Source organism: Pseudarthrobacter sp. CC4, assembly GCF_048957775.1.
GTDB lineage: Bacteria > Actinomycetota > Actinomycetes > Actinomycetales > Micrococcaceae > Arthrobacter.
In genome coordinates, this window is sequence record NZ_JARCCZ010000031.1 from 23,599 (window position 1) to 43,876 (window position 20,278).

Consider the following 20,278-nt stretch of genomic DNA (forward strand, 5'->3'; position numbering starts at 1 on the left):
TTAAGGAATTTCGAATGTACCGATTCGTGCTGCGGCGCCTGCTTGCCGGTGTCCTCTTGCTGTTCGTCATCACCACGGTGGCCTACCTGTTGCTCTACGCCGGCGGCGGCGACATCGCCCGCCGCATCGTGGGACCCACCGCCAGCGATGCCCAGGTTGCGCTGAAGGCCAATCAGCTGGGCTTGGACCGCCCGCTTGTTGTCCAGTACTGGGACTGGCTGGGCGGGGCCCTGACGGGCGACCTTGGCAGATCCTGGTTCACCGGCCAGCTCGTCAGCGTCGGGGTCAGCAGCCGCGTCTCCGTCACCATCTCCCTGGTCCTCGGTGCCACCATCATCGCTGCGGTCGTGTCGGTGGTAGTGGCCGTCTGGGCGGCAGTGCGCCGCGGCTGGGTGGACCGTATGGTCCAGTTCGTGGGCGTCCTTGGCTTCGCCATCCCCGGGTTCCTGATCGCGCTGGGGCTGGTGTCCCTGTTCGCCCTCAACCTCAAGTGGTTCAAGGCCACAGGGTATGTACCAATTACGACGTCATTCGGCGGCTGGGCGGCCACAGTCACCCTGCCGATCATCGCGCTATCGATCGGCTGCATCGCTGCCGTGGTGCAGCAGATCCGCGGGTCACTGATCGATGCGCTCCGCCAGGACTACGTCCGAACGCTGCGCGCCCGCGGCCTGTCCTTCAACCGGGTGGTCTACAAACACGTGCTGCGCAATGCCGGCGGTCCGGCCCTTGCCGTGCTGGCCGTGCAGTTCATTGGACTGCTTGGCGGCGCCGTCATCGTTGAACAGATCTTTGCCCTGCCCGGCCTTGGGCAGATCACCGTCGCCGCCACCGGCCAGGGTGACATTCCGGTGGTGATGGGCGTCGTCGTTGCGACGGCTGCCATCGTGGTCACCGTCAACCTCATCATCGACCTCGCCCAAGGCTGGCTCAATCCGAAAGTTCGGCTGTCATGATCGAAGCTCCCATCGCACTGCCTACCACGGCAGCTAAGGTTTCCCTGTTCCGCAAGCTCCTGACCCACCCGACGGGTGCTGCTTCGCTGCTGGTCCTGTTCCTGGTGGCACTGGCCTCGATCCTGGCCCCGGTGCTGGCAACGCATGATCCCAACGCAGCCAGCCTCAAGGATGTGCTGGCCAAGGCCGGATCCGAACACCTCCTCGGCGCTGACAGCGCGGGCCGCGATGTCTTCAGCCGCCTGCTGTTCGCCGGCCAGTTCAGCCTCGCCGGAGCCCTGGTGGCCCTTGCCGTGGCACTGGTCATCGGCGTCACGGCCGGGCTGATCGCCGGCTACTACGCAGGCTGGTTCGATTCGGTCTCCTCCTGGCTCACCGGCCTGATGATGGCTCTGCCGGGCATGGTGGTCCTGCTGGCGGCCCGCGCCGTAGTTGGCCCCTCCATGTGGCTGTCCATGGTGATCTTCGGTGTGCTGCTTTCGCCGGCGTTCTTCCGGCTCGTTTATACATCCGTCACTGCAGTCCGCAACGAGTTGTACGTTGATGCGGCGCGCGTCTCCGGCCTCAGCGATTTCCGGATCATCGGCCGGCATATCCTGACCGTGGTCCGGGCCCCTGTCATCATCCAGTCCGCTATGGTCCTCGGCATCGCCATCGCCATCCAGGCTGGACTGGAGTTCCTCGGCTTGGGCGACCTGAACATCCCCACCTGGGGCAGCATGCTCAACGACGGCTTCATCAATATCTTTAAATCCCCCACCCTGGTCCTGTGGCCCGCCCTGATTATTGGGCTGGTCTGCATCGCCCTGACGCTCCTGGCCAACGCCATGCGCGACGAGCTGGAACGCAGCCGCGGACCGGTCAAGAAGAGCCGCAAGGCCGCGGCAGCAGCCGATGCAGCCGACGCAGAAGGTGCCGCCGAGAAACGCGGTGCGGCCGCCGTCGTCCACGCCGAAGAGTTGAATGAGAATGCCGGAGAGCTGCTGCTGGAAGTCACCGACCTCGGCGTCGGCTACGACCAGTCCGACGGCTCCACCACCCACGTGGTGAACCACGTGAACCTGACGGTCCGCCGCGGCGAAGTCCACGGCCTGGTGGGGGAGTCCGGATCCGGAAAGACGCAGACCGCGTTCTCCATCCTCCGGCTCCTGCCCCAAGGCGGGCGCATCACCGGCGGGTCCATCTTCTTCGAGGGCCAGGACCTGGCACACCTTTCCGAGAAGGAGATGACCAAGGTCCGCGGGAAGCGCATCGCGTATATCCCGCAGGAACCCATGTCCAACCTGGACGGAGCCTTCACGATCGGCAGCCAGCTGATGGAGCCAATGCGCGTCTGCCTGGGAATCTCCAAAGCCGAGGCCCGGACACGGGCGCTGGCACTTCTGGCCAAGGTGGGCATTCCCAACCCGGAACGCACCTTCAATGCGTACCCGCACCAGATCTCCGGCGGCATGGCCCAGCGTGTCCTGATTGCCGGCGCCGTGTCCTGTGAGCCGGACCTGCTGATCGCCGACGAACCCACCACTGCCCTGGACGTCACCGTGCAGGCCGAAGTCCTGAACCTGCTCCGCGAACTCCAGGGCGAACTGAATATGGGGGTAATTCTGGTCACCCACAACTTCGGCGTGGTGGCCGATCTGTGTGATCGTGTCTCGGTCATGCAGACCGGCCGCGTGGTGGAGACCGGACCCGTCCGGGCCATCTTCAACAACGCACAACACCCCTACACCCGGCAGGTGCTGGACGCGATCCTCGAGGACACCGCACCCCGCGGCCCGCTCGGCCCTGCTGACGCGGCGACAGACGGAACCAAGGAACTGAAGGAAGTGACGTCATGACAGAGACGCTGCTCGACGTCAAGGACGTCGTGGTCGAATACCCGCTCAAGGGCTTCCGCCGGGAACCGTTCCGGGCGCTGAAGGGCGTCTCCCTGGACATCAGGCCGGGCGAGACCGTGGGACTGGTGGGCGAATCCGGTTCCGGGAAGACTACCCTGGGCCGTGCCGCACTGGGACTGGCACCGGTCACCGGCGGCAGCATCAAGTACCGCGGCCAGGAAATTTCCAAGGCCAGCCGGGCCCAGCGCAAGGAACTTAGCCACGAGATCCAGGTGGTCTTCCAGGACCCGTACACATCGCTGAACCCATCTATGACGATCGAGCAGATCCTGACCGAGCCGCTGACGGTCCGCAAGGTGGAGCGGCAGGCCGCCAACAAGCGCGTCGCTGAACTGCTCGACCAGGTCCGGCTGCCGCACGATGCCGCGCACCGCCTGCCACGCGAGTTCTCCGGCGGCCAACGCCAGCGCGTCGCGATCGCCCGGGCCTTGGCCTTGGATCCGAAGCTGATCGTCTGCGACGAACCCGTGTCCGCGCTGGACCTCTCCACCCAGGCCAGGGTGATGGAACTCTTCATCGAGATCCAGGAACGCACCGGCGTCGCCTACCTCTTTGTCTCCCACGACCTCGCAGTGGTCCGGCACCTCAGCCACCGCGTGGCCGTGATGTACCACGGCGAGATCGTGGAATGGGGCGACGGCGAGCAGGTTACCGGGGCTCCCGAACACCCCTACACCCAGCGGCTTTTCATGGCCGCCCCTATTCCCGATCCCGACCGGCAGACCAAGCACCGTGCTGACCGGCTCCGCCTCCTGGAACTCCAGCATCAGCAGGACCTCCAGGCCGGCGTCGCCTGACCCGAGGCCAGCTGGTCTCTTTAGCCGCACACGCACCACGTCCTCCACAAAACAGCCAAGAAAGCCACGATGGAAACCCTCACCACTGACACGAACACTGACCAGAGCACCGACGTCCGGCTCAAAGCCCTCCTGGCTGAACTGACCCTCGAAGATAAGGTCCAGCTGCTGACCGGCCGTGACTTCTGGACCACTTGGCCGCTGGAGAAGATTGGCCTGCGCCGGATGCTGTTCTCGGATGGCCCCACCGGCGTCCGTGGCGAGGTGTGGGATGAGCGGGAGCCGTCGATGAACTTCCCGTCCGCCGCGGCGATCAGCTCGTCCTGGGACCCGGCCATCGCTGACCGACTCGGCGCAGCTTCCGCCGTTGAAGCCCGGCGAAAGGGCGTCGACGTCGTCCTTGGTCCCACGATCAACCTGCACCGCTCCCCGCTGGGCGGCCGGCACTTCGAAGCATTCAGCGAAGACCCGGTCCTCACCGCCGAACTCGCCGCGGCGTACGTTGCCGGAGTGCAGCGTAACGGGGTGGGAGCCACCCCGAAGCACTACATCGCCAACGACTCCGAGACGGACCGCTTCACCGTGGATGTGAAAGTGGGGGACCGGCCGCTACGCGAGCTCTACCTGCTCGCGTTCGAAAAGGCCATCGTTGAATCGAAGGCGTGGCTGGTGATGAGCGCCTACAACTCCATCAACGGCGCCACCGCCACCGAAAACGACCTGCTGGAAACCCCGCTGAACAGCGAATGGGGCTTCGACGGTGTGGTCATCAGTGACTGGACCGCCGTCCGTAGCCTTGAGTCCGCGAACGCGTCCCAGGACCTGGCCATGCCCGGGCCGGACGGTCCCTGGGGCGAAGCCCTGGTGGTGGCAGTGAAAGCCGGTCGGGTTCCGGAATCCGCGGTTGACCGAAAGGTGCTCCGGATCCTGCAGCTCGCCGCCCGTGTCGGCGCCCTGGAGGGTTTCGAGCCGGTGGCTGCCGAACCGGCGGACCGGGAGGACCCCACCGCGTTCGCCCGTGAAGCGTCCGCCGCCGGCACCGTCATGGTGAAGAACGACGGCGTGCTGCCGCTGGATCCTGCCTCAGTGAAGAAGGTCGCGGTGATTGGGCACAACGCCCGCTACGCCCGGGCCCAGGGCGGCGGCTCTGCCACGGTGGTGCCGGAAAAGGTCATCACCCCGCTGGACGGGATCCGCGAAGCGTTCGGTGCCGACAACGTGACCTACAGCGTGGGCGCCGTGGTCCAGGAAGGCATCTCGGAACTGCCGCTGGAACAGCTCACCAACCCCGCCACCGGAACCCCCGGCCTGCGGGTCCGGTTCCTGGACTCCAACGGGAACGAACTCTTCGCCGAGGACCGCCGCTCAACTGCCTTGGTCTGGTTCGGCGGGGACGCCCCCATCGCAGCCTCCTCCATGGTCCAGTTCCACACCTTCTTCACGCCCGAGGAGACTGGACCGGTCAACCTGGGTTTCTCCACCGTGGGCCACGGCCGGATCTTCGTCGACGGCATCCTGGCCCGTGAAGCCACTATCGAAGCCACCGGCACGGACCTCGGCGCGGCATTCCTCGCCCCGCCGTCCGCGTCCGTCCAGGTCCAGGCCACGGCAGGCGTCCCCTTGGAGGTCCGGATCGAACTGGACACCCATGACCGCGAGGGCGCCCTGTCCAACGCCCTGGCCGTCACCATCGGCATCGAAGCGGACGACGCCGACCCGGACGCCCTGATCCGCGACGCCGTGGAGGCTGCCCGCGCGGCCGAGGCCGCCGTCGTCGTCGTGGGCACCAACTCGCGGGTCGAATCCGAAGGTTACGACCGGACGTCCCTGGCGCTTCCGGGCCTGCAGGACCGCCTGGTCCACGCAGTCGCCGCCGCCAACCCCCGCACCATCGTGATCGTCAACTCCGGCTCACCTGTCCTGCTGCCGTGGCGCGAGGAGGTAGCGGCGACCCTGATCGGCTACTTCGGCGGCCAGGAGTTCGGCCACGCCCTCACCGACATCCTCACCGGCGCCAGCGAACCCGGCGGCCGGCTGCCCACCACCTGGCCAGCCACCCAGGAGGACGTCCCCGTCATCAACGTCACCCCGGCACCCGACGGGACCCTGACCTACGACGAGGGCATCCACATCGGCTACCGCGCCTGGCTCAAAGCCGGCACGGAACCTGCCTATGAATTCGGTTATGGCCTCGGCTACACCGGCTGGACCCTGGACAAAGCCGACGCACCCGCACACGCTGGCCCGGGCGCCGTCGTCCCCCTTACCGTGACCCTGACCAACACCGGTACCCGGCCGGGCAAGAACGTGGTCCAGGTTTACGCCGAAAAACCGGGCTCCGCCGTCGACCGCCCGGTCCGCTGGCTCGTCGCCTCTGCTCCGGTCTGGGCCGGACCCGGCGAAACCGCCACCGCCGCCCTGGAAGTACCCACCCGCCTCCTGGCCTACTGGGACAACGGCTGGACCTACGAACCCGGAACTTACACCCTCCGCATCGGCACCTCCGTAACCAACGTGCCACTCGAAACCGCGCTGACGCTGTCCGCAGCAGACCAGAAAGACGCCGCATGAGCCTGCCAAACCCCTTGATCCCCGGCTTCAACCCGGACCCCAGCATCGTCAAGGTGGGCGGGGACTACTACCTGGCTACCTCCACGTTCGAATATCTCCCCGGAATCCCCGTCTACCACAGCACCGATCTGGTCAACTGGACCCGGATCGGCCACGTGGTGGACCGGGAGGGCCAGCTGGATTCGCGGGACGTGCCCACCCTCGGCGGCGCCTGGGCACCGACCATCCGCTTCCACGACGGCCTGTTCTATGTCGCCGTCACGGACGCCATGGCCCGCGGCACGCTGGTTTTTACCGCCAAGAACCCCGCCGGCCCCTGGAGCGACGGGCTCGCCATCGAAGGTGCCATCGGCATCGACCAGGACCTCGCCTGGGACGAGGATGGCACCGCCTACATGACCTACTCCGGGCTGGACACGGTCACCGGTAACATCAACGAGCACGGCGGCATCCTCCAGGTCCGGGTTGACCTTGAGTCTGGCAAGGCCTTGGAGGAACCGCGCAGCGTCTGGTCCGGTACCGGCCTGATGTTCCCCGAGGCGCCGCACCTCTACAGGCATGGCAGCTACTGGTACCTGATGATCGCCGAGGGCGGCACCGAACGCGGCCACAGTGTCAGCATCGCCCGCGGAACCTCCCCGGCCGGCCCGTTCGAGGGCAACCCGGGCAACCCCATCCTGAGTGCCCGGAGCACCGACAGGCCCATCCAGAACACGGGCCACGGTGACCTGGTGGAGACCCCCGACGGCAGCTGGGCCATGGTGCTCCTCGGCATGCGGCCCAAGGGCATGACACGCGCCTTCTCCGCCCTGGGCCGGGAAACGTTCATCACCCCGGTCGCGTGGGAGGACGGCTGGCCCGTTGCCGAGCCGGTCATCCTGAACCCCCGCGACGGCGGCTTCGCGTATCAGGATGACTTTACGAACACGGACCTCGACGGCGGCTGGGTCGCCGTCCGGCGCTTCCCTGGCGCCTTCGCCTCCACCGAAAAAGTCCCCGGGAGCCTCACCCTGACAAGCGACGGCGCGGACCTGGACGATGCCCGTCCCGCGTTCCTGGGCCGCCGCCAGCAATCCCAAGTGGAAACCATCGCTGCTTTGGTGAATGCCGGATCGCCAGAGTCCGGCAAGGGTGCGGGCGGCCTGGCAGTCCGCTACGACGAGGCCCACCACTACTCGATCCAAACGGACGGAGCCACCATCACGGCCCGGGCCAGGATCTCCTCGATCGAACAGAGCTGGACCCGACCGGCGCCCGCCGGTCCGGTGGAACTGCGGATCGAAACCCGGGAGCCGAACCCGGACAACGCCATCGGCAGCTTGAGCTCGGACACCATCGCACTGCAGGCCGTCATCGACGGCGAACCCGTCACCCTGGCCGAGCTCGACGGCCGGTACCTCTCGGCCGAGACCGCTGCGTCCTTCACCGGACGGGTGGCGGGCGTCTTTGCCAGCAGCGGAACCGTCTCGTTTGACTGGTTCCGCAGCGAGGGCCGCGAACCCCGCTAGCTCCGGGACCGCCCCAGCCGTCTCGACACCCGCGCCCCCTTGAAAGGTCTTCTGTGACATCCACCTTCCTGACACCGCAGTCAGCCATCAGCCAGCAGCCCGCGGTCGCGCGGTTGACCGCCGAGTACCGGACGGACACGCCGTTCGTCGCCGTTCCCCGGCCGCGGCTCAGCTGGACCACGACCACCGGGAACGTGGACTGGCGGCAGGTCCGGGCCGAGCTTCGGCTGGCCCGTGCCGGGACGGTGGAGTCCACCGTGCACGAAAGCCCGGAGTCCGTGCTGGTGGACTGGCCCTTCGGGGACATCGCCGCGGGTGAGCAGGTGGAGGTAGAGGTCAGGGTCACCGGGAACGACGGCGGCACCACGGACTGGAGCGCACCCCTTTCCCTGGAGAGTGGTTTTGTGGACGGCCCGTGGCAGGCCCAGGCCCTCAGCCTCCCGGCCGCGGCCGGGGAGGAACACCCGCCGGGCCAGCCCGGCCAGCTCCGGCACGAGTTCACCGTGCGGGAGGGACTGGCCAAAGCCACCCTGTTCGCTACCGCCCACGGTGTCTACCAGGCCGAAATCAACGGCTGTGAGGTGGATGACCAGGTCCTGAAGCCGGGCTGGACGGCGTACGCGGACCGGCTCAACCACGAAACCACCGACCTTACGGCGCTCCTGGCTCCGGGCCCCAACGCCATCGGCGTCTGGTTGGCCGGCGGCTGGTTCACCGAAAAGTACGGCTTCCATGGCTTCGCCAAACCGTTCTACGGGGAACAGCCGGCGGTCAAGGTGGAACTGCGCCTTGAATACACCGATGGAACGCGGGAAACCGTGGCCAGCGGGCCGGCCTGGCGGGCTTTCACCGGTGGCCCACTGGTGTCCAGCGGGATCTACGCCGGCGAGGCCTACGATGCCGGGCGCGCCGAGGCCGGCTGGTCCGAAGCCGGTTTCGACGACGCGCACTGGCTCCCCGCCGCTGTCGACTCGGGAGGGAGCTGGGCGGAGGCCACCCCGGCCACAGCCCCGCCCGTGCGCCGCATCGAGGAGGTGCCCGTCCGGGAGGTCCTGACCACGCCGTCGGGGGCCACCGTGCTGGACTTCGGCCAGAACCTGGTGGGCCGTTTGCGGATCCGCGTTTCGGGCGAAGCCGGCCACACCATTACGTTCCGGCATGCCGAAGTCCTTGAGGACGGTGAACTGTCCCTCCGCCCGCTGCGCCAAGCCGCCGCCACCGACACCTACACCCTGGCCGGCAACGGCGAAGAAGAATGGGAGCCGCGCTTCACGTTCCACGGCTTCCGATATGCCCAGGTGGACAACTGGCCCGGCGAGCTGGACCCGGCGGCGATCACCGCCGTCGTCATCCACAACGACATGCGCCGCACCGGTTGGTTCGAATGTTCGGACCCGCTGCTGAACCGGTTGCACGAAAACGCCCTCTGGGGGATGCGGGGCAACTTCCTGGCACTGCCCACTGACTGCCCGCAACGCGACGAGCGGCTGGGCTGGACCGGCGACATCCAGGTCTTCAGCCCCACCGCCAGCTACCTTTATGACTCGCTGGGCTTCCTCGGCTCCTGGCTGCAGGACCTGGCCCTTGAGCAGGGCCACCGCGACGGCGTGGTTCCCATTATCGTGCCGTCCGTGCTCGACATGCTCGAATCGCCTGTGGCCGCGTGGGGCGACGCCGCAACCGTGGTCCCGTGGGTGCTGTTCGAACGCTTCGGTGACACCGGCCTGCTTCGTCGGCAGTACGCCAGCATGCGGGACTGGGCCGATGCCCTCCTGAAGGTCCGGGACAGTTCCGGACTCTGGCAGGGCCAGATGCAGCTGGGTGACTGGCTCGACCCCGCCGCGCCGCCGGACAAGCCCGGCGCCGCCCGCACGCACGGAGACATTGTGGCCAGCGCATACCTGTTCCGGTCCCTGGACCTGGTGGCACGGGGCGCCGCCGTCCTCGGTGATGACACTGACCGGGGTAAGTACGAGGCCCTTGCTGAGGCGACCCGGCTCGCCTTCCTGGCCGAGTACGTCACTCCGGCCGGCCGGATGGTCTCGGACGCCCAGACTGCCTACTCGCTGGCCCTGATGTTCGGGATCAGCACCGACCCGTCCCAGCGCCAGGCTCTCGGGGACCGGCTGGCCGAGCTCGCCCGCCTGGGCGGCTACCGGATCGCCACCGGATTCGTGGGGACGCCGCTGATCGCCGATGCCCTGACCGTCACCGGCCACCTGTACGCTGCCGAACGGCTGCTGACCCAGACGGAGTGCCCGTCCTGGTTGTACCCGGTCACGCAGGGCGCCACCACCATCTGGGAACGCTGGGACTCCATCCTCGAGGACGGCAGCGTCAACCCCGGCGAAATGACGTCCTTCAACCACTACGCGCTGGGTGCGATCGCCGATTGGATGCACCGCACCGTCGCCGGCCTGGCCCCGGCAACTCCCGGGTACCGGAAACTGGCCATCGCGCCCCGTCCGCTCAGCAGCCTCACGCACGCGTCGACGTCGCACGAGACCCCCTACGGCCTGGCCCGGGTTGCCTGGAAGCGCGTGGGTGACCGCATCCTGGTGGAGGCCACCGTGCCGCCGGGCACTAGCGCCGTGGTATCGCTCCCTGGTGGTTCCGCGGAGTTTGAGGTGGGCTCAGGCCGGCATCGCTGGGACGTTGCCGGTGCGGAGCCGGCAGCTGCATCCGGCACGGTGTCCCTGTCCTCCCCGCTCGCGGACGTCATGGACGACCCCGCGGCGTATGCCGCCGCGTGGAAGGCAATCGACGCGCATAATCCCGCCGAGGCTGTAGCTTTCCGCAGGGACACCATCTGGTACCGGCAGACCACGTTGGAGCAGAGCCTGCTCTTCACCCAGCCCGCCGTCAAACACGACATTGCCGCTGCGCTGGCCGCGCTGGCCGACCGGCGCTCTGCCGGAAATCCTGAAAACTCCTGAACCAAGCCCCTTAATCCAGAAGGTCTCGATGACTACTTTCACCGCAGAAAGCCCGCTGTACTTTGTGATGCGGCATGCCGAGGGCAACCGCATCCTCACTGAACACGTCCCCACACTGACGAACAATCCCCTGCTCCACACGCTGTACTTCCACGAGGTGGGCATGATCCTGGGAACCGAGGAGGCACTGAAGGGCCGGCCCGCCGAGATGGCCGAGATTCTCCGGCTCATCGGTGAACTGCAGCCGGAGGACTCTGCAGCGGAACGCGCTGCGGCAGCCGCCGTCGACGTTCCGGCTCCGGGCGCGGGCTATGAGCCGGAAACCGTGCTGCGGGGCAGCGCGGCTGTTTTCCTGCCCACGACGGCGGCGGCGCAGCAACGCTTCGAAGCCGCCTTCGCCGGCCCCTCGCACGGCAACCCGTTCACCGACGTCGAGCTCCGCGCAGTGTTCACCGCCCCCTCCGGCCAGGAACTCAGCGTCCCCGGCTTCTACGACGGGGACGGCAGCTACAAGGTCAGGCTCCTGATCCCCGAAGCGGGGGAGTGGACCTTCGTCACCTCCAGCAACGCACGCTCGCTGGATGGCGTCAGTGGTTCGTTCCGTGCCGCGGAAGCCGCAGCAGGTGCCAAGGGCGTGGTGCGCGTGGCCGGCACCTTCCACTTCGCGTACGACGACGGCACCCCCTACCTGCCGATCGGCACCACTGCCTACGCGTGGACCCATCAGGGCGATGCCCTCGAAAAGCAGACCCTGGAGACGCTCGCCACAGGACCGTTCAACAAGATGCGCATGTGCGTCTTCCCCAAGTCCTACCTGTTCAACGAGAACGAACCGGACCTGTACGCGTTCGAGGGCTCCCTGGCAGGTGGCTTCGACTATGAGCGGCCCAACCCGGCGTTCTACCGCCACCTCGAACAACGCATCACCCAACTGGACGAGCTCGGCATCGAGGCCGATCTCATCCTGTTCCATGCCTACGACCGCTGGGGATTTTCCACCATGACTCCCGGCCAGGACGACCGCTACCTGAAGTACGTGGTGGCCCGGCTCGCTTCGCACCGGAACGTCTGGTGGTCGCTGGCCAACGAATACGACCTGCTGTTCCGCAAGACCACCGGGGACTGGGAACGCTTCGCCGGCATTGTCCAGGCCAACGATCCGTCCGGGCACCTGCTGTCCATCCACAACTGCCAGGACTTCTACGACTACAGCCGGCCGTGGATCACCCACAGCAGCATCCAGCGGCAGGACGTGCACAAGACCGCGGAGTTCACGGGGGAGTGGCGGGACCGCTGGCAGAAGCCGGTGGTCATCGACGAGTGCGCCTACGAGGGCAACATCGATCAGGGCTGGGGCAACATCACCGGCGAGGAAATGACCCGCCGGTTCTGGGAAGGCTCCCTCCGCGGCGGCTACGTCGGCCACGGCGAGACCTACATGCACGCCGAGGACATCCTGTGGTGGGCCAAGGGCGGGGAGTTCCACGGCAGCAGCCCGGAGCGCATCGCCTTCCTCCGCCGCATCATGGAGGAAACCCCGGGCGGATTCCTAGAGCCGCTGCCCGGCGCCTGGGACGTGCCCACCGCCGGGATCCGGTACGAATACGAGATCAGCTACTTCGGGTTCAACCAGCCCACCTACCGGAACTTCGTGATGCCCGCCGGACGGAAGTACGAAGTGGACGTCATCGACACCTGGAATATGACCATTGAAACCCTTCCGGACACGGTGGCGGGACGGTTCCGCGTGGAGCTCCCGGGCAGGCAGTTCATGGCAGTCAGGTTCCGGGCAGTGTAGCCCTGCATCGGCTGTGTGGCCATGTGAACGTGCCTCAACCCGAGTGCGGAGCCGCCGGTATTCTTCGACTCGAATCCTGACCCACCTACCCTATGCCGGGAGGCATTTCATTGAACCGCATTTCTTTTGTTGACGGCTGGACGGCCGGTCCCAAGCTCGGTGCCTTCGAGTCGCGGGATGCCGCGACGGCAGCTGTACCGGTGGCCGTCCCGCATGATGCACTGCGGGACCTGCCCAGGTCTGCGGACGAGGGCGTGCACAGCGGCTACATCCCGGGAGGAGTCTTCGAGTACTCGAAGACCTTCGATGTCCCGCTCCAATGGCGGGACAAGTCAGTGCGCGTCGAGTTTGAGGGCGTCTACCGCGACGCCTCCGTCTACATCAATGGTGATTTCGCGGTCCATGAGGCGAACGGTTACGCCGCATTCGTCGTGGACGCTGATCCTTTTCTCCGCTTCGGTGAGCCGAACACCATCACTGTCGAAGCCCGCGTCCACAAGGACAGCCGTTGGTACACCGGCGGCGGCATCTACCGTCCGGTCCACCTCATTGTGGCTGACCCCGTGCACATAGCGCTCGACGGCACGGTTGTCACCAGTACCGACATCGATGATGAGCGGGCGATCGTGGAGATCGCCACGCGCATCGAGAACAAGACCCGTCATACGGCCACCCGGCGGCTGAACTGGGTCGTGGTCGACGAGGATGGTGCCGAGTCGGCTTCCGGCACGTCGCCGGTGACGGTGCTTCCCGGCGGCAGTTCCGTCGCGCGGGTGCGCCTGCCTCTGTGGAACCCCCGTCTGTGGGGTCCGGATGCCCCGCACCTCTACCGCGTCCAATCCGTGCTGACCGAACTCGACGGCGGCGCTGAATCCGATGCGGACGAGACCCGCTTCGGAATCCGCCGTCTGCAACTGGACACGAAACACGGTTTGCGAATCAATGGCGTCACCCTGGACCTGCGCGGTGCCTGCATCCACCATGACAATGGCCCGCTGGGCGCGGTTTCGGTCGCGGATGCGGAGGAACGCCGCGTGCGGCTGCTCAAAGCCGCCGGGTTCAACGCGATCCGCAGCGCCCACAACCCGGCCAGCCGTGCGTTGCTTGATGCATGCGACCTGCACGGTGTGATCGTGATGGATGAACTGACCGACGTCTGGACCAAGTCGAAGACGTCCTTCGATGCGTCCATCGGCTTCGATGAGCGCTGGCAGCGCGACATTGCGGCTCTCGTGGCAAAGGACATCAACCACCCCAGTGTGGTGCTGTACTCAATCGGAAACGAGATTCTTGAACTGGCTACGCCGCACGGGGCCACCTGGAGCCGGCGTCTTGCCGAGGAGTTCCGTGCGCTTGATCCCACTCGGTTCATCACCAACGGCATCAACGGGATCATCGCGAATCTGGACCGGATAGGCGAGGCGATGGCTGATGCTGAAGCCTCCGATCCCAACACAATGATGGCGAACATGGGCGAGAAAATGGCACTTGCGAACGCCTCGTCGTTGGTGACCGACTCGACCGAAGAGTCCGCCGCGGTGCTCGACGTCGTCGGTTTCAACTATGCCGACTCCCGCTATGCCCTTGACGCGGAGCTTTTCCCCAATCGCGTGATCGTCGGATCCGAAACGTTCCCCGACCGGATCGCGTCGCTGTGGGCCGACGTGCGTCGGTTCCCACACGTGATCGGCGACTTCACCTGGACGGGCTGGGATTACATTGGTGAGGCAGGCATTGGCCGGGTGGACTACACCGACGGTGAGGACTACGAGCCAACCGGGACGGCCGGCCCCTATCCGTACCTGCTGGGCGCATGTGGTGACATCGACATCACCGGCCACCGTCTTCCGGCGTCGTACTATCGCGAAATTGCCTATGGACTGCGGACGGATCCGGCGATCGCGGTGCATCGTCCGCAGCATCACGGCAGACCCACAATAAAAACGCCGTGGTCCTGGGACGATGTTGTCTCCAGTTGGACATGGGGCGTACCAGCGGGGTCTCCGGTGATCGTTGACGTATACGCCGACGCTGACGAAGTCGAACTGTGCCTCGACGGGACCGTACTCGCCCGATGTGCCATCGGAACCCAACTGCCGTTGATTGCGCGGTTCGAGACGGAATACCATCCCGGGGCGCTCACCGCCGTCACTTACACAGACGGCGCAGAGGTCTCCAGAACCAGCCTGCACACCGCCGGCCGGCCGGCACTTGTAGCTCGTGCCGAGTGCGGAGAGATTGCCAGCAACGGGGTGCTCGGATACGTCGTGATCACGATTCAGGATGCCGGGGGAACAGTACTCTGCGACTCGGACCGGCTCGTGACCGTCGAAGTCTCTGGGGGTGAACTCGCTGGGATTGGCTCGGGACGGGTGCGCACTGAGGAGTCTTTCGCGGGCCATTCATGCACGACGTACGACGGCCGGTTGCTGGCCATTGTGCGCCGGACCGGTCCGGGCGAGATTCGCTTGACGGCGTCCGCGACCGGCTTCGACCCGGCTGTTGCGGTGATTACCGCCTTGTAGCAGTTGTCTGACATTGCGGCATAGTGGCTAGCAGATGGCATGGATTCGGAGAACCTTCGCATGCTTGCCGGCGCCGACAACGAGGATCCCAACGACATCCGCGACTTATGGACAGCAACCCTAAAAGACCTCGAACTCCAGCCCATACCACTTGAAGATCGATGGCCACTGATCTGGGCATACGAACTAGCCACCTGGAAAGCTGGCGAGCGAACCAAGGGGCAAGTCCTCCGAGACGCCGTTAAATACCTTCGAGAAGTCGAATATGAAGACAGGGACGCCGAGGAAGCCTGGCACCTTTGGTATCTGTGGGACGAGCTCGGCAGCACCTACGACCCGGCTAGGACCGACGCTGAGATTTGGGCCGATGTGGACAGCTACCTCAAAAGCTTCGATTGACCTATTGCTCAACCGCCGTGACTCAAAACCCTAGGGATATGAGGCGGGAGGTTACGAGACACACGTGGGGTTGCTGTCCCGTAGGGGGATCCTTTATCGGGCGGGTTGGAAGGGCCAATGCTCTGGATAAGTGTGAGGAACTGCAACTACTTGCACTGCGTCCTCGTACACAAGGCGGCCGGGACTACGGGTGCGAAGTGCCATCCAGGGGACACCGTACCGGTCAAGGAGATGCAGGTATTCAGTTGTCATTTCCAAAAGTTGCGAGGCCTCGGCTTTGAACCAGGAGCGGGCGCCGGGGTTCAGCTCCGAGTCGTAGCAATCCGCCGCCAGTGTCGTGGGATCCGTGTAGCTCTCGGTCGCAATGGCGTTGGAAACCTCAAGCCATTGCCGGTCTGTTTCGCTGAGAAGCCCTTCATTTCGGAGGCCGTTGGCCATCGCGAAAACGCCCGGGAAACGTCCCCTCCGGTTTGGGACTGCACTTTGGTATCGAATGAACTCTCCCATTCAATGAGCGTACGCAGTGGACGGCATTCCATTGCGCAAGCCCGTCCCAATCGAGGATCCTCTACCGGGCTGTTCAAGACCTCGCCCTGCTCGCGCCCATGTGGAATAGTTCCGTCGTAACCGGGGGGTAAAAGGATGATGCGTGTACGTTTGCAAGACATTGCATTTGCGGCTCTTTTGTCGGTAATCCCGCTTACGGGCTGCGCGCCCCTGGACCAGCCATCGCGCGGGAATGTAAACACCTTCAGCTCCATTGATGAGGCCTACACTGCTGTAGATGGCATCTTGGGCTGTGAATCTGATCCTGCTGGTGAGCCAGTTGTTCTTATGGGTGATGGCGTCCCGCTGACGTCAGCACAGAAACTGTGCTTCGAGACTGTTCAGTTGGACCTCTACCCGGACCAGAATGCCCTTCAGGAAAGCTACCAGCTCTTGTCTGACTCACATCAGGGCAAGATTCATCTCGTGCAGGGCATCAATTGGATGGTTGTAGATTTCAGCCAAATGGCAACGGGCCAACCCTCGACGCGGAACATCGAACGCTTGGCGAACGAACTGAACGGCGAATACGCCGTCGTTGGCTCTCGCTGATCAGAATCCGAATTGCTCCCAAGCGGCGCTCGGGTTCGAAACGCCGTGAGAACTGGCAGAGTTCCATACGTCCGATGAAGGCCCCTTACGGACAATGGAGCCTGTCTCCATATCCGACTCGGAGTGTTCTCGAAGCCTCTGCACTTCGAAGTCCTGGGGTTTTGAGGCAGAAGGGTTCCGAGACACCCCCGATCTATGCCCAGTTCTGGTCATGCGCGGGGATTTCGACAAGGCTACGGCGGGAACGCCCGGCTGAGTTCGCGTCGACGGTCTCCACTTGCTCTAGACGCCGATTTCCTTACCCACGCGTCGAGTGGTGGCTAGCTTTGCAGTCCACCGATCTGGCCAGCCAGCCGCGACCCACTCGGCTTGGGGCTGGTGTCCCAGCCCGCCGAGATAGACAACCTCGTCTATGGCTGTCCTTTGTCGGGCGGTAACCGCCGAAACCAGATCAAGCGGTCCGTCCCAACCGTATCCACCAAGAAACGCCGTGATCCTGGCTCCACGGTCCAAGGTTTCATCGAATCCGCGGGTTCGGAGCTCTGTTGGGTCGTCCTCGAAGGGTGCGAACCATTCGAGAGCATATGCGACATCGCTCAGTCGGTGGCCGGGGCGGGCGACGTCCCAATCGAACAGGCCGACGGCAACACCGTCGCGCCAGGCAAAGTTCGCAGGCTGCGGGTCGCCATGACAAATTACGTCGCCGGGCGAGAAGGGCACCGCCCACTTCGCATCTGCGGGAGGCTCCCAACCTGCTGTTGCATCGTGGACCCTGCGCAGCAGCCGACCCGCAGAACGAACCGATTCGTTGCTGAGTTGCTGGCCCCACGCACCCAAGCCGGCCTCACCGGGGATGAGTGTCACGTACTCCAGGCCGCCGCGGACGCTAATCGGTTTGGGAACGGGCAACCCCGAATCGTTCAAATGCTTGAGCAGGGCATGCACCGTCGGTGTCCATGGTTTCGCTGGCCGCTCAACTACATCCTGGTTGATTCGGATCGCGCGCTTTTGTCCCATCCGAATAAGGTTAGCCGCGAATAATACGCGGACAGGGTCCAGAACAACAAAAATCAGCGCGCCCTTTCCCCCGAGGGCGCCAAAGCAGCCTCATTACCCTGGGGTATTGGAGACGATCAGTGAAACGGCCCGGCTGAGCCACTTCAACGGCCGCCCGGTGAAGGATCCCCGAACGGGATGGAGTTGTTTCGCAGACTGCCGGTCGTGCAAGAATCGCCGTATGGATCAGGATGAGCGGCACAGGGAAGAATTGATGATCCTCGAGGCTCTGATGCAGGCGATGGATCGGCGCGACGAGGTCTTCCAGGTGATTGAGGATTCAGAGGACGTGGACGAAGCAATCCGTCGCGTGGGTCAGCTGTTGGGCGTGGGAACGGTGGAAGGCCGGGCAGTCCTGGATTTGCAGGCCAGAAGATTCACTCGAGGCCAGCGCCAGCGCAGCGCTTTTCGTGCAGAAGAACTCAGGGCGATGTTGCCCGACAGGCGCTGAGCTGGCCGCGCGCGATCAGCCTATGGTTGATCGTCCTGGCATCGCTCCCCAGCTTTCAGCGCGGCCATGAAAGGCGTCATGAACTCCACCGGAGACAGGCGCCCGTAAGCCGATCGGGCTATCGGGACGGGTTGCCGGCGGGCCTCTTTCAGAGGTCACCCGCTGAACCTCTCCTACACCTGTGACGAGATTTTTCTTCTATCGGTTGGCCATCGTTCGTGCCTATTGCACCGGGATATTGCCGAGCCCTCCGAAGAAACGAGCACGATGAATCCAAGAATGATGACAACGGCAATCAGGATAACCGATAGCTGAATCCTGCTCATCGGGATCTTTTCCGTTTATCCGTGCGGGGGCGGGGAACCAGCCAGCACTGCGGCTCAGATGCGTCGTTGCCGTCTACGCTCCTCGGATCGTCAGGACCGCACCCCAAATGACGAAGAGCAACCCAAACAAAGTTATAACCAGGGAGATTTTGCGCCTCGTGTCAAATGGTTCCCCCTTTGCCCGAGGCTTTCTCGCACCATATGTTGCAGCACCAACACCGATTACGACACCAATGATGACCAGGACGAGGTTCATGGTTCAAACCCTCCCACAGATGCGCCTATTAACAGGCTGGTCAGCAGTAACTATTTGAAGAAGGTCTTGCGGGTCGGTTTCGAAGTCGCGTCCCGTTAGCCGGTCCCCTTTCGGGGCAACCTGGTGCTGACGTGCGTGTCGTTTTCAGAAGTCGACTGCACAGGAACCCGCGGAATTCCGGGGTAGTGCAGGCGAGTATGGACATTGAAATGTCAGGAGTGCCCTGCACGGAAGTGCATTCTGCTCAATAGTCCTCTGCACCAGCAGTCATTTTTCAGAAGTCGTCCGCACCAACCTGCAGGAACTACTTCTTTGGTGCCTCGGTCGCGCCTGTTGCCGGGACCCATCGGTAGAGGGTGGGCACGGAGACCCCTAGGGTGTCGGCAACCTCCCGGGGCGGGGTGCCCTGGTTGAGGAGCTTTCGAGCTGAGCGGATCTTGGCATCCGTCATGATGCGTTTGCGGCCGCCGACCCGTCCTTGTTCGCGAGCGGCCTGCAGGCCGGCCTGGGTACGTTCGATCATGAGCTCCCGTTCCATCTGGGCCAAGGAGGCCATGACATTGAAAAAGAAGCGTCCGGACGCTGTGGTGGTGTCGATCGCCTCGGTGAGGCTAACGAATCCTACGCCGCAGTCGTTCAGTCCGCCGGCGAAATCCAGAAGGTCTTTTACGCTCCGGCCCAGGCGGTCCAGCTTCCACACCACCAAGGCGTCACCTTTGCGCAGGTTGTCCAGCGCTTGGTCGAGGCCGGGGCGTTGGGACTTAGTGCCGCTGATCGTGTCTTTGTAGATCTTGTCGCATCCGGCCTTCTGTAAGGCGTCGCGCTGCAGGTCCAGGTTCTGGTCCCGGGTGGACACCCGGGCGTAGCCGATGCGGTGCGTGGTCATGGCGGGTGTTCTCTTCTCGAAACTCGGTTCGGGGTGTTAGTTCGACTGTACAGATTCGAGAACTATTTGTGAGAACCAGGGCGCGGGCTGCCGCTTTTCTTTGTCGAGCCAATTTTCCGCGGCAGGGCATCGTGTGACTTCGGTGAGCGACCGACCCCCGGTGTGACTTTCGGCGATAAATGGCGGTCTTTTTGCGGTGCTATTTGTCACCTGGGTGGCGTTGGTGTCCCTCGTTGGATGGCGCGGTAGACCGTGGAGCGAGCGATGCCGAATAGTTCGGCAATCTCGGTGGTGGTGTGCACCCCGCCTTGGTGGAGGCTAACGAGGTGAGCCTCTTGGGCTTTCGAGAGCTTTGGTTGCTTCCCTCGCAGCCGGCCCTTGGCTTTTGCCACTGCCATTCCTTCCCGCGTTCTGGCGCGAATGAGGTCGGCTTCGAACTCGGCAACCATGCCTAGGACATTGAAAAGCAGCTTCCCTACTGGATCGTGAGGGTCGTAGACGCTGCCGCCAAGGTTGAGGGCGACCCCTTTGCGGGTGAGCTCGTCCGCGATGTCCCTGGCATCGGGCAGCGACCGAGCGAGGCGATCAAGCTTGGTCACCACAAGGGTGTCACCACGACGGCATGCGGCCAGGGCCTTGCCAAGGCCTGGCCGTTCGCGTTGGGTGCCGGTGAATCCATGATCGACGTAGATAGCGTCGGGATCCACGCCGGCGGCCGCGAGAGCGTCGCGCTGGGCGGTCAGATCTTGAGTGTTGGTGGAGACACGGGCGTAGCCGATAAGCATGACGACGAGTGTAGCGTTTAGGGCCCCATCAC

14 protein-coding genes are annotated in these 20,278 nt (G+C 64.6%); 11 read left to right on the forward strand and 3 right to left on the reverse strand.

The genetic code is table 11. The annotated features are described in order from the left end of the window. Positions 1 to 14: 14 nt before the first annotated feature. The 10 genes from PV768_RS18920 (at position 15) to PV768_RS18965 (ending at position 16,486) form a co-directional block, all read left to right on the forward strand. Positions 15 to 956, forward strand: coding sequence for an ABC transporter permease (locus tag PV768_RS18920; protein ID WP_400575626.1), 942 nt, complete (start codon positions 15 to 17; stop codon positions 954 to 956). Next, entirely contained in the window at positions 953 to 2,794 is a 1,842-nt protein-coding gene (locus PV768_RS18925; RefSeq protein ID WP_421093870.1) for a dipeptide/oligopeptide/nickel ABC transporter permease/ATP-binding protein, read from the forward strand. Before PV768_RS18920 ends, PV768_RS18925 begins: the two co-directional genes overlap by 4 nt. Next, the gene (locus PV768_RS18930; RefSeq protein WP_421093871.1) at positions 2,791 to 3,651 is read left to right on the forward strand and encodes an ATP-binding cassette domain-containing protein; all 861 of its coding nucleotides are present in this window, start codon (positions 2,791 to 2,793) and stop codon (positions 3,649 to 3,651) included. The genes PV768_RS18925 and PV768_RS18930 overlap by 4 nt, the downstream gene beginning before the upstream one ends. A gap of 69 nt (positions 3,652 to 3,720) precedes the next feature. Beyond that, the gene (locus tag PV768_RS18935) at positions 3,721 to 6,222 is read left to right on the forward strand and encodes a beta-glucosidase (RefSeq protein ID WP_421093872.1); all 2,502 of its coding nucleotides are present in this window, start codon (positions 3,721 to 3,723) and stop codon (positions 6,220 to 6,222) included. Continuing rightward, complete coding sequence (locus tag PV768_RS18940; protein WP_421093873.1) at positions 6,219 to 7,730, forward strand: family 43 glycosylhydrolase; 1,512 nt, start codon at positions 6,219 to 6,221, stop codon at positions 7,728 to 7,730. Before PV768_RS18935 ends, PV768_RS18940 begins: the two co-directional genes overlap by 4 nt. Positions 7,731 to 7,783: 53 nt before the next feature. After that, a complete protein-coding gene (locus tag PV768_RS18945; protein ID WP_421093874.1) occupies positions 7,784 to 10,666 on the forward strand; it encodes a family 78 glycoside hydrolase catalytic domain in 2,883 nt (960 codons plus the stop codon). A gap of 28 nt (positions 10,667 to 10,694) precedes the next feature. Then, a complete protein-coding gene (locus PV768_RS18950) occupies positions 10,695 to 12,464 on the forward strand; it encodes a DUF5605 domain-containing protein (protein ID WP_421093875.1) in 1,770 nt (589 codons plus the stop codon). Positions 12,465 to 12,574: 110 nt separating this feature from the next. Continuing rightward, a complete protein-coding gene (locus PV768_RS18955; RefSeq protein ID WP_421093876.1) occupies positions 12,575 to 14,989 on the forward strand; it encodes a glycoside hydrolase family 2 TIM barrel-domain containing protein in 2,415 nt (804 codons plus the stop codon). Positions 14,990 to 15,028: 39 nt separating this feature from the next. Then, entirely contained in the window at positions 15,029 to 15,388 is a 360-nt protein-coding gene (locus tag PV768_RS18960; protein ID WP_421093877.1) for a hypothetical protein, read from the forward strand. Positions 15,389 to 16,045: 657 nt separating this feature from the next. Further along, positions 16,046 to 16,486 carry a hypothetical protein gene (locus PV768_RS18965; RefSeq protein ID WP_421093878.1) on the forward strand — a complete coding sequence of 147 codons (441 nt, stop codon included), beginning with the start codon at positions 16,046 to 16,048 and terminating at the stop codon, positions 16,484 to 16,486. A 282-nt stretch (positions 16,487 to 16,768) separates the two neighbouring features. Here PV768_RS18965 and PV768_RS18970 read toward each other — a convergent pair whose 3' ends face one another. Next, positions 16,769 to 17,503 (reverse strand): phosphotransferase enzyme family protein, encoded by a 735-nt coding sequence (locus PV768_RS18970; protein WP_421093879.1) that lies wholly within the window; start codon positions 17,501 to 17,503, stop codon positions 16,769 to 16,771. Between the two features lie 220 nt (positions 17,504 to 17,723). Between PV768_RS18970 and PV768_RS18975 the strand changes: the two genes are divergently transcribed. Continuing rightward, entirely contained in the window at positions 17,724 to 17,993 is a 270-nt protein-coding gene (locus PV768_RS18975) for a DNA gyrase subunit A (RefSeq protein WP_421093880.1), read from the forward strand. A gap of 886 nt (positions 17,994 to 18,879) precedes the next feature. Here the strand turns inward: PV768_RS18975 and PV768_RS18980 are convergent. Together PV768_RS18980 and PV768_RS18985 are read right to left on the reverse strand one after the other, a co-directional pair. Beyond that, positions 18,880 to 19,461, reverse strand: a complete 582-nt coding sequence (locus PV768_RS18980) for a recombinase family protein (RefSeq protein WP_421093881.1) — start codon at positions 19,459 to 19,461, stop codon at positions 18,880 to 18,882. Between the two features lie 206 nt (positions 19,462 to 19,667). Next, a complete protein-coding gene (locus PV768_RS18985; RefSeq protein ID WP_421093882.1) occupies positions 19,668 to 20,246 on the reverse strand; it encodes a recombinase family protein in 579 nt (192 codons plus the stop codon). Positions 20,247 to 20,278: the final 32 nt, after the last annotated feature.

Coding starts and splice junctions, on each gene's coding strand:
- PV768_RS18985 (WP_421093882.1), bottom strand. CDS start 20,246: ATGCTTATCGGCTACGCCCGTGTCTCCACCAACACTCAAGATCTGACC.
- PV768_RS18950 (WP_421093875.1), top strand. CDS start 10,695: ATGACTACTTTCACCGCAGAAAGCCCGCTGTACTTTGTGATGCGGCAT.
- PV768_RS18930 (WP_421093871.1), top strand. CDS start 2,791: ATGACAGAGACGCTGCTCGACGTCAAGGACGTCGTGGTCGAATACCCG.
- PV768_RS18960 (WP_421093877.1), top strand. CDS start 15,029: ATGGATTCGGAGAACCTTCGCATGCTTGCCGGCGCCGACAACGAGGAT.
- PV768_RS18925 (WP_421093870.1), top strand. CDS start 953: ATGATCGAAGCTCCCATCGCACTGCCTACCACGGCAGCTAAGGTTTCC.
- PV768_RS18935 (WP_421093872.1), top strand. CDS start 3,721: ATGGAAACCCTCACCACTGACACGAACACTGACCAGAGCACCGACGTC.
- PV768_RS18975 (WP_421093880.1), top strand. CDS start 17,724: ATGGATCAGGATGAGCGGCACAGGGAAGAATTGATGATCCTCGAGGCT.
- PV768_RS18940 (WP_421093873.1), top strand. CDS start 6,219: ATGAGCCTGCCAAACCCCTTGATCCCCGGCTTCAACCCGGACCCCAGC.
- PV768_RS18980 (WP_421093881.1), bottom strand. CDS start 19,461: ATGACCACGCACCGCATCGGCTACGCCCGGGTGTCCACCCGGGACCAG.
- PV768_RS18970 (WP_421093879.1), bottom strand. CDS start 17,503: ATGGGACAAAAGCGCGCGATCCGAATCAACCAGGATGTAGTTGAGCGG.
- PV768_RS18920 (WP_400575626.1), top strand. CDS start 15: ATGTACCGATTCGTGCTGCGGCGCCTGCTTGCCGGTGTCCTCTTGCTG.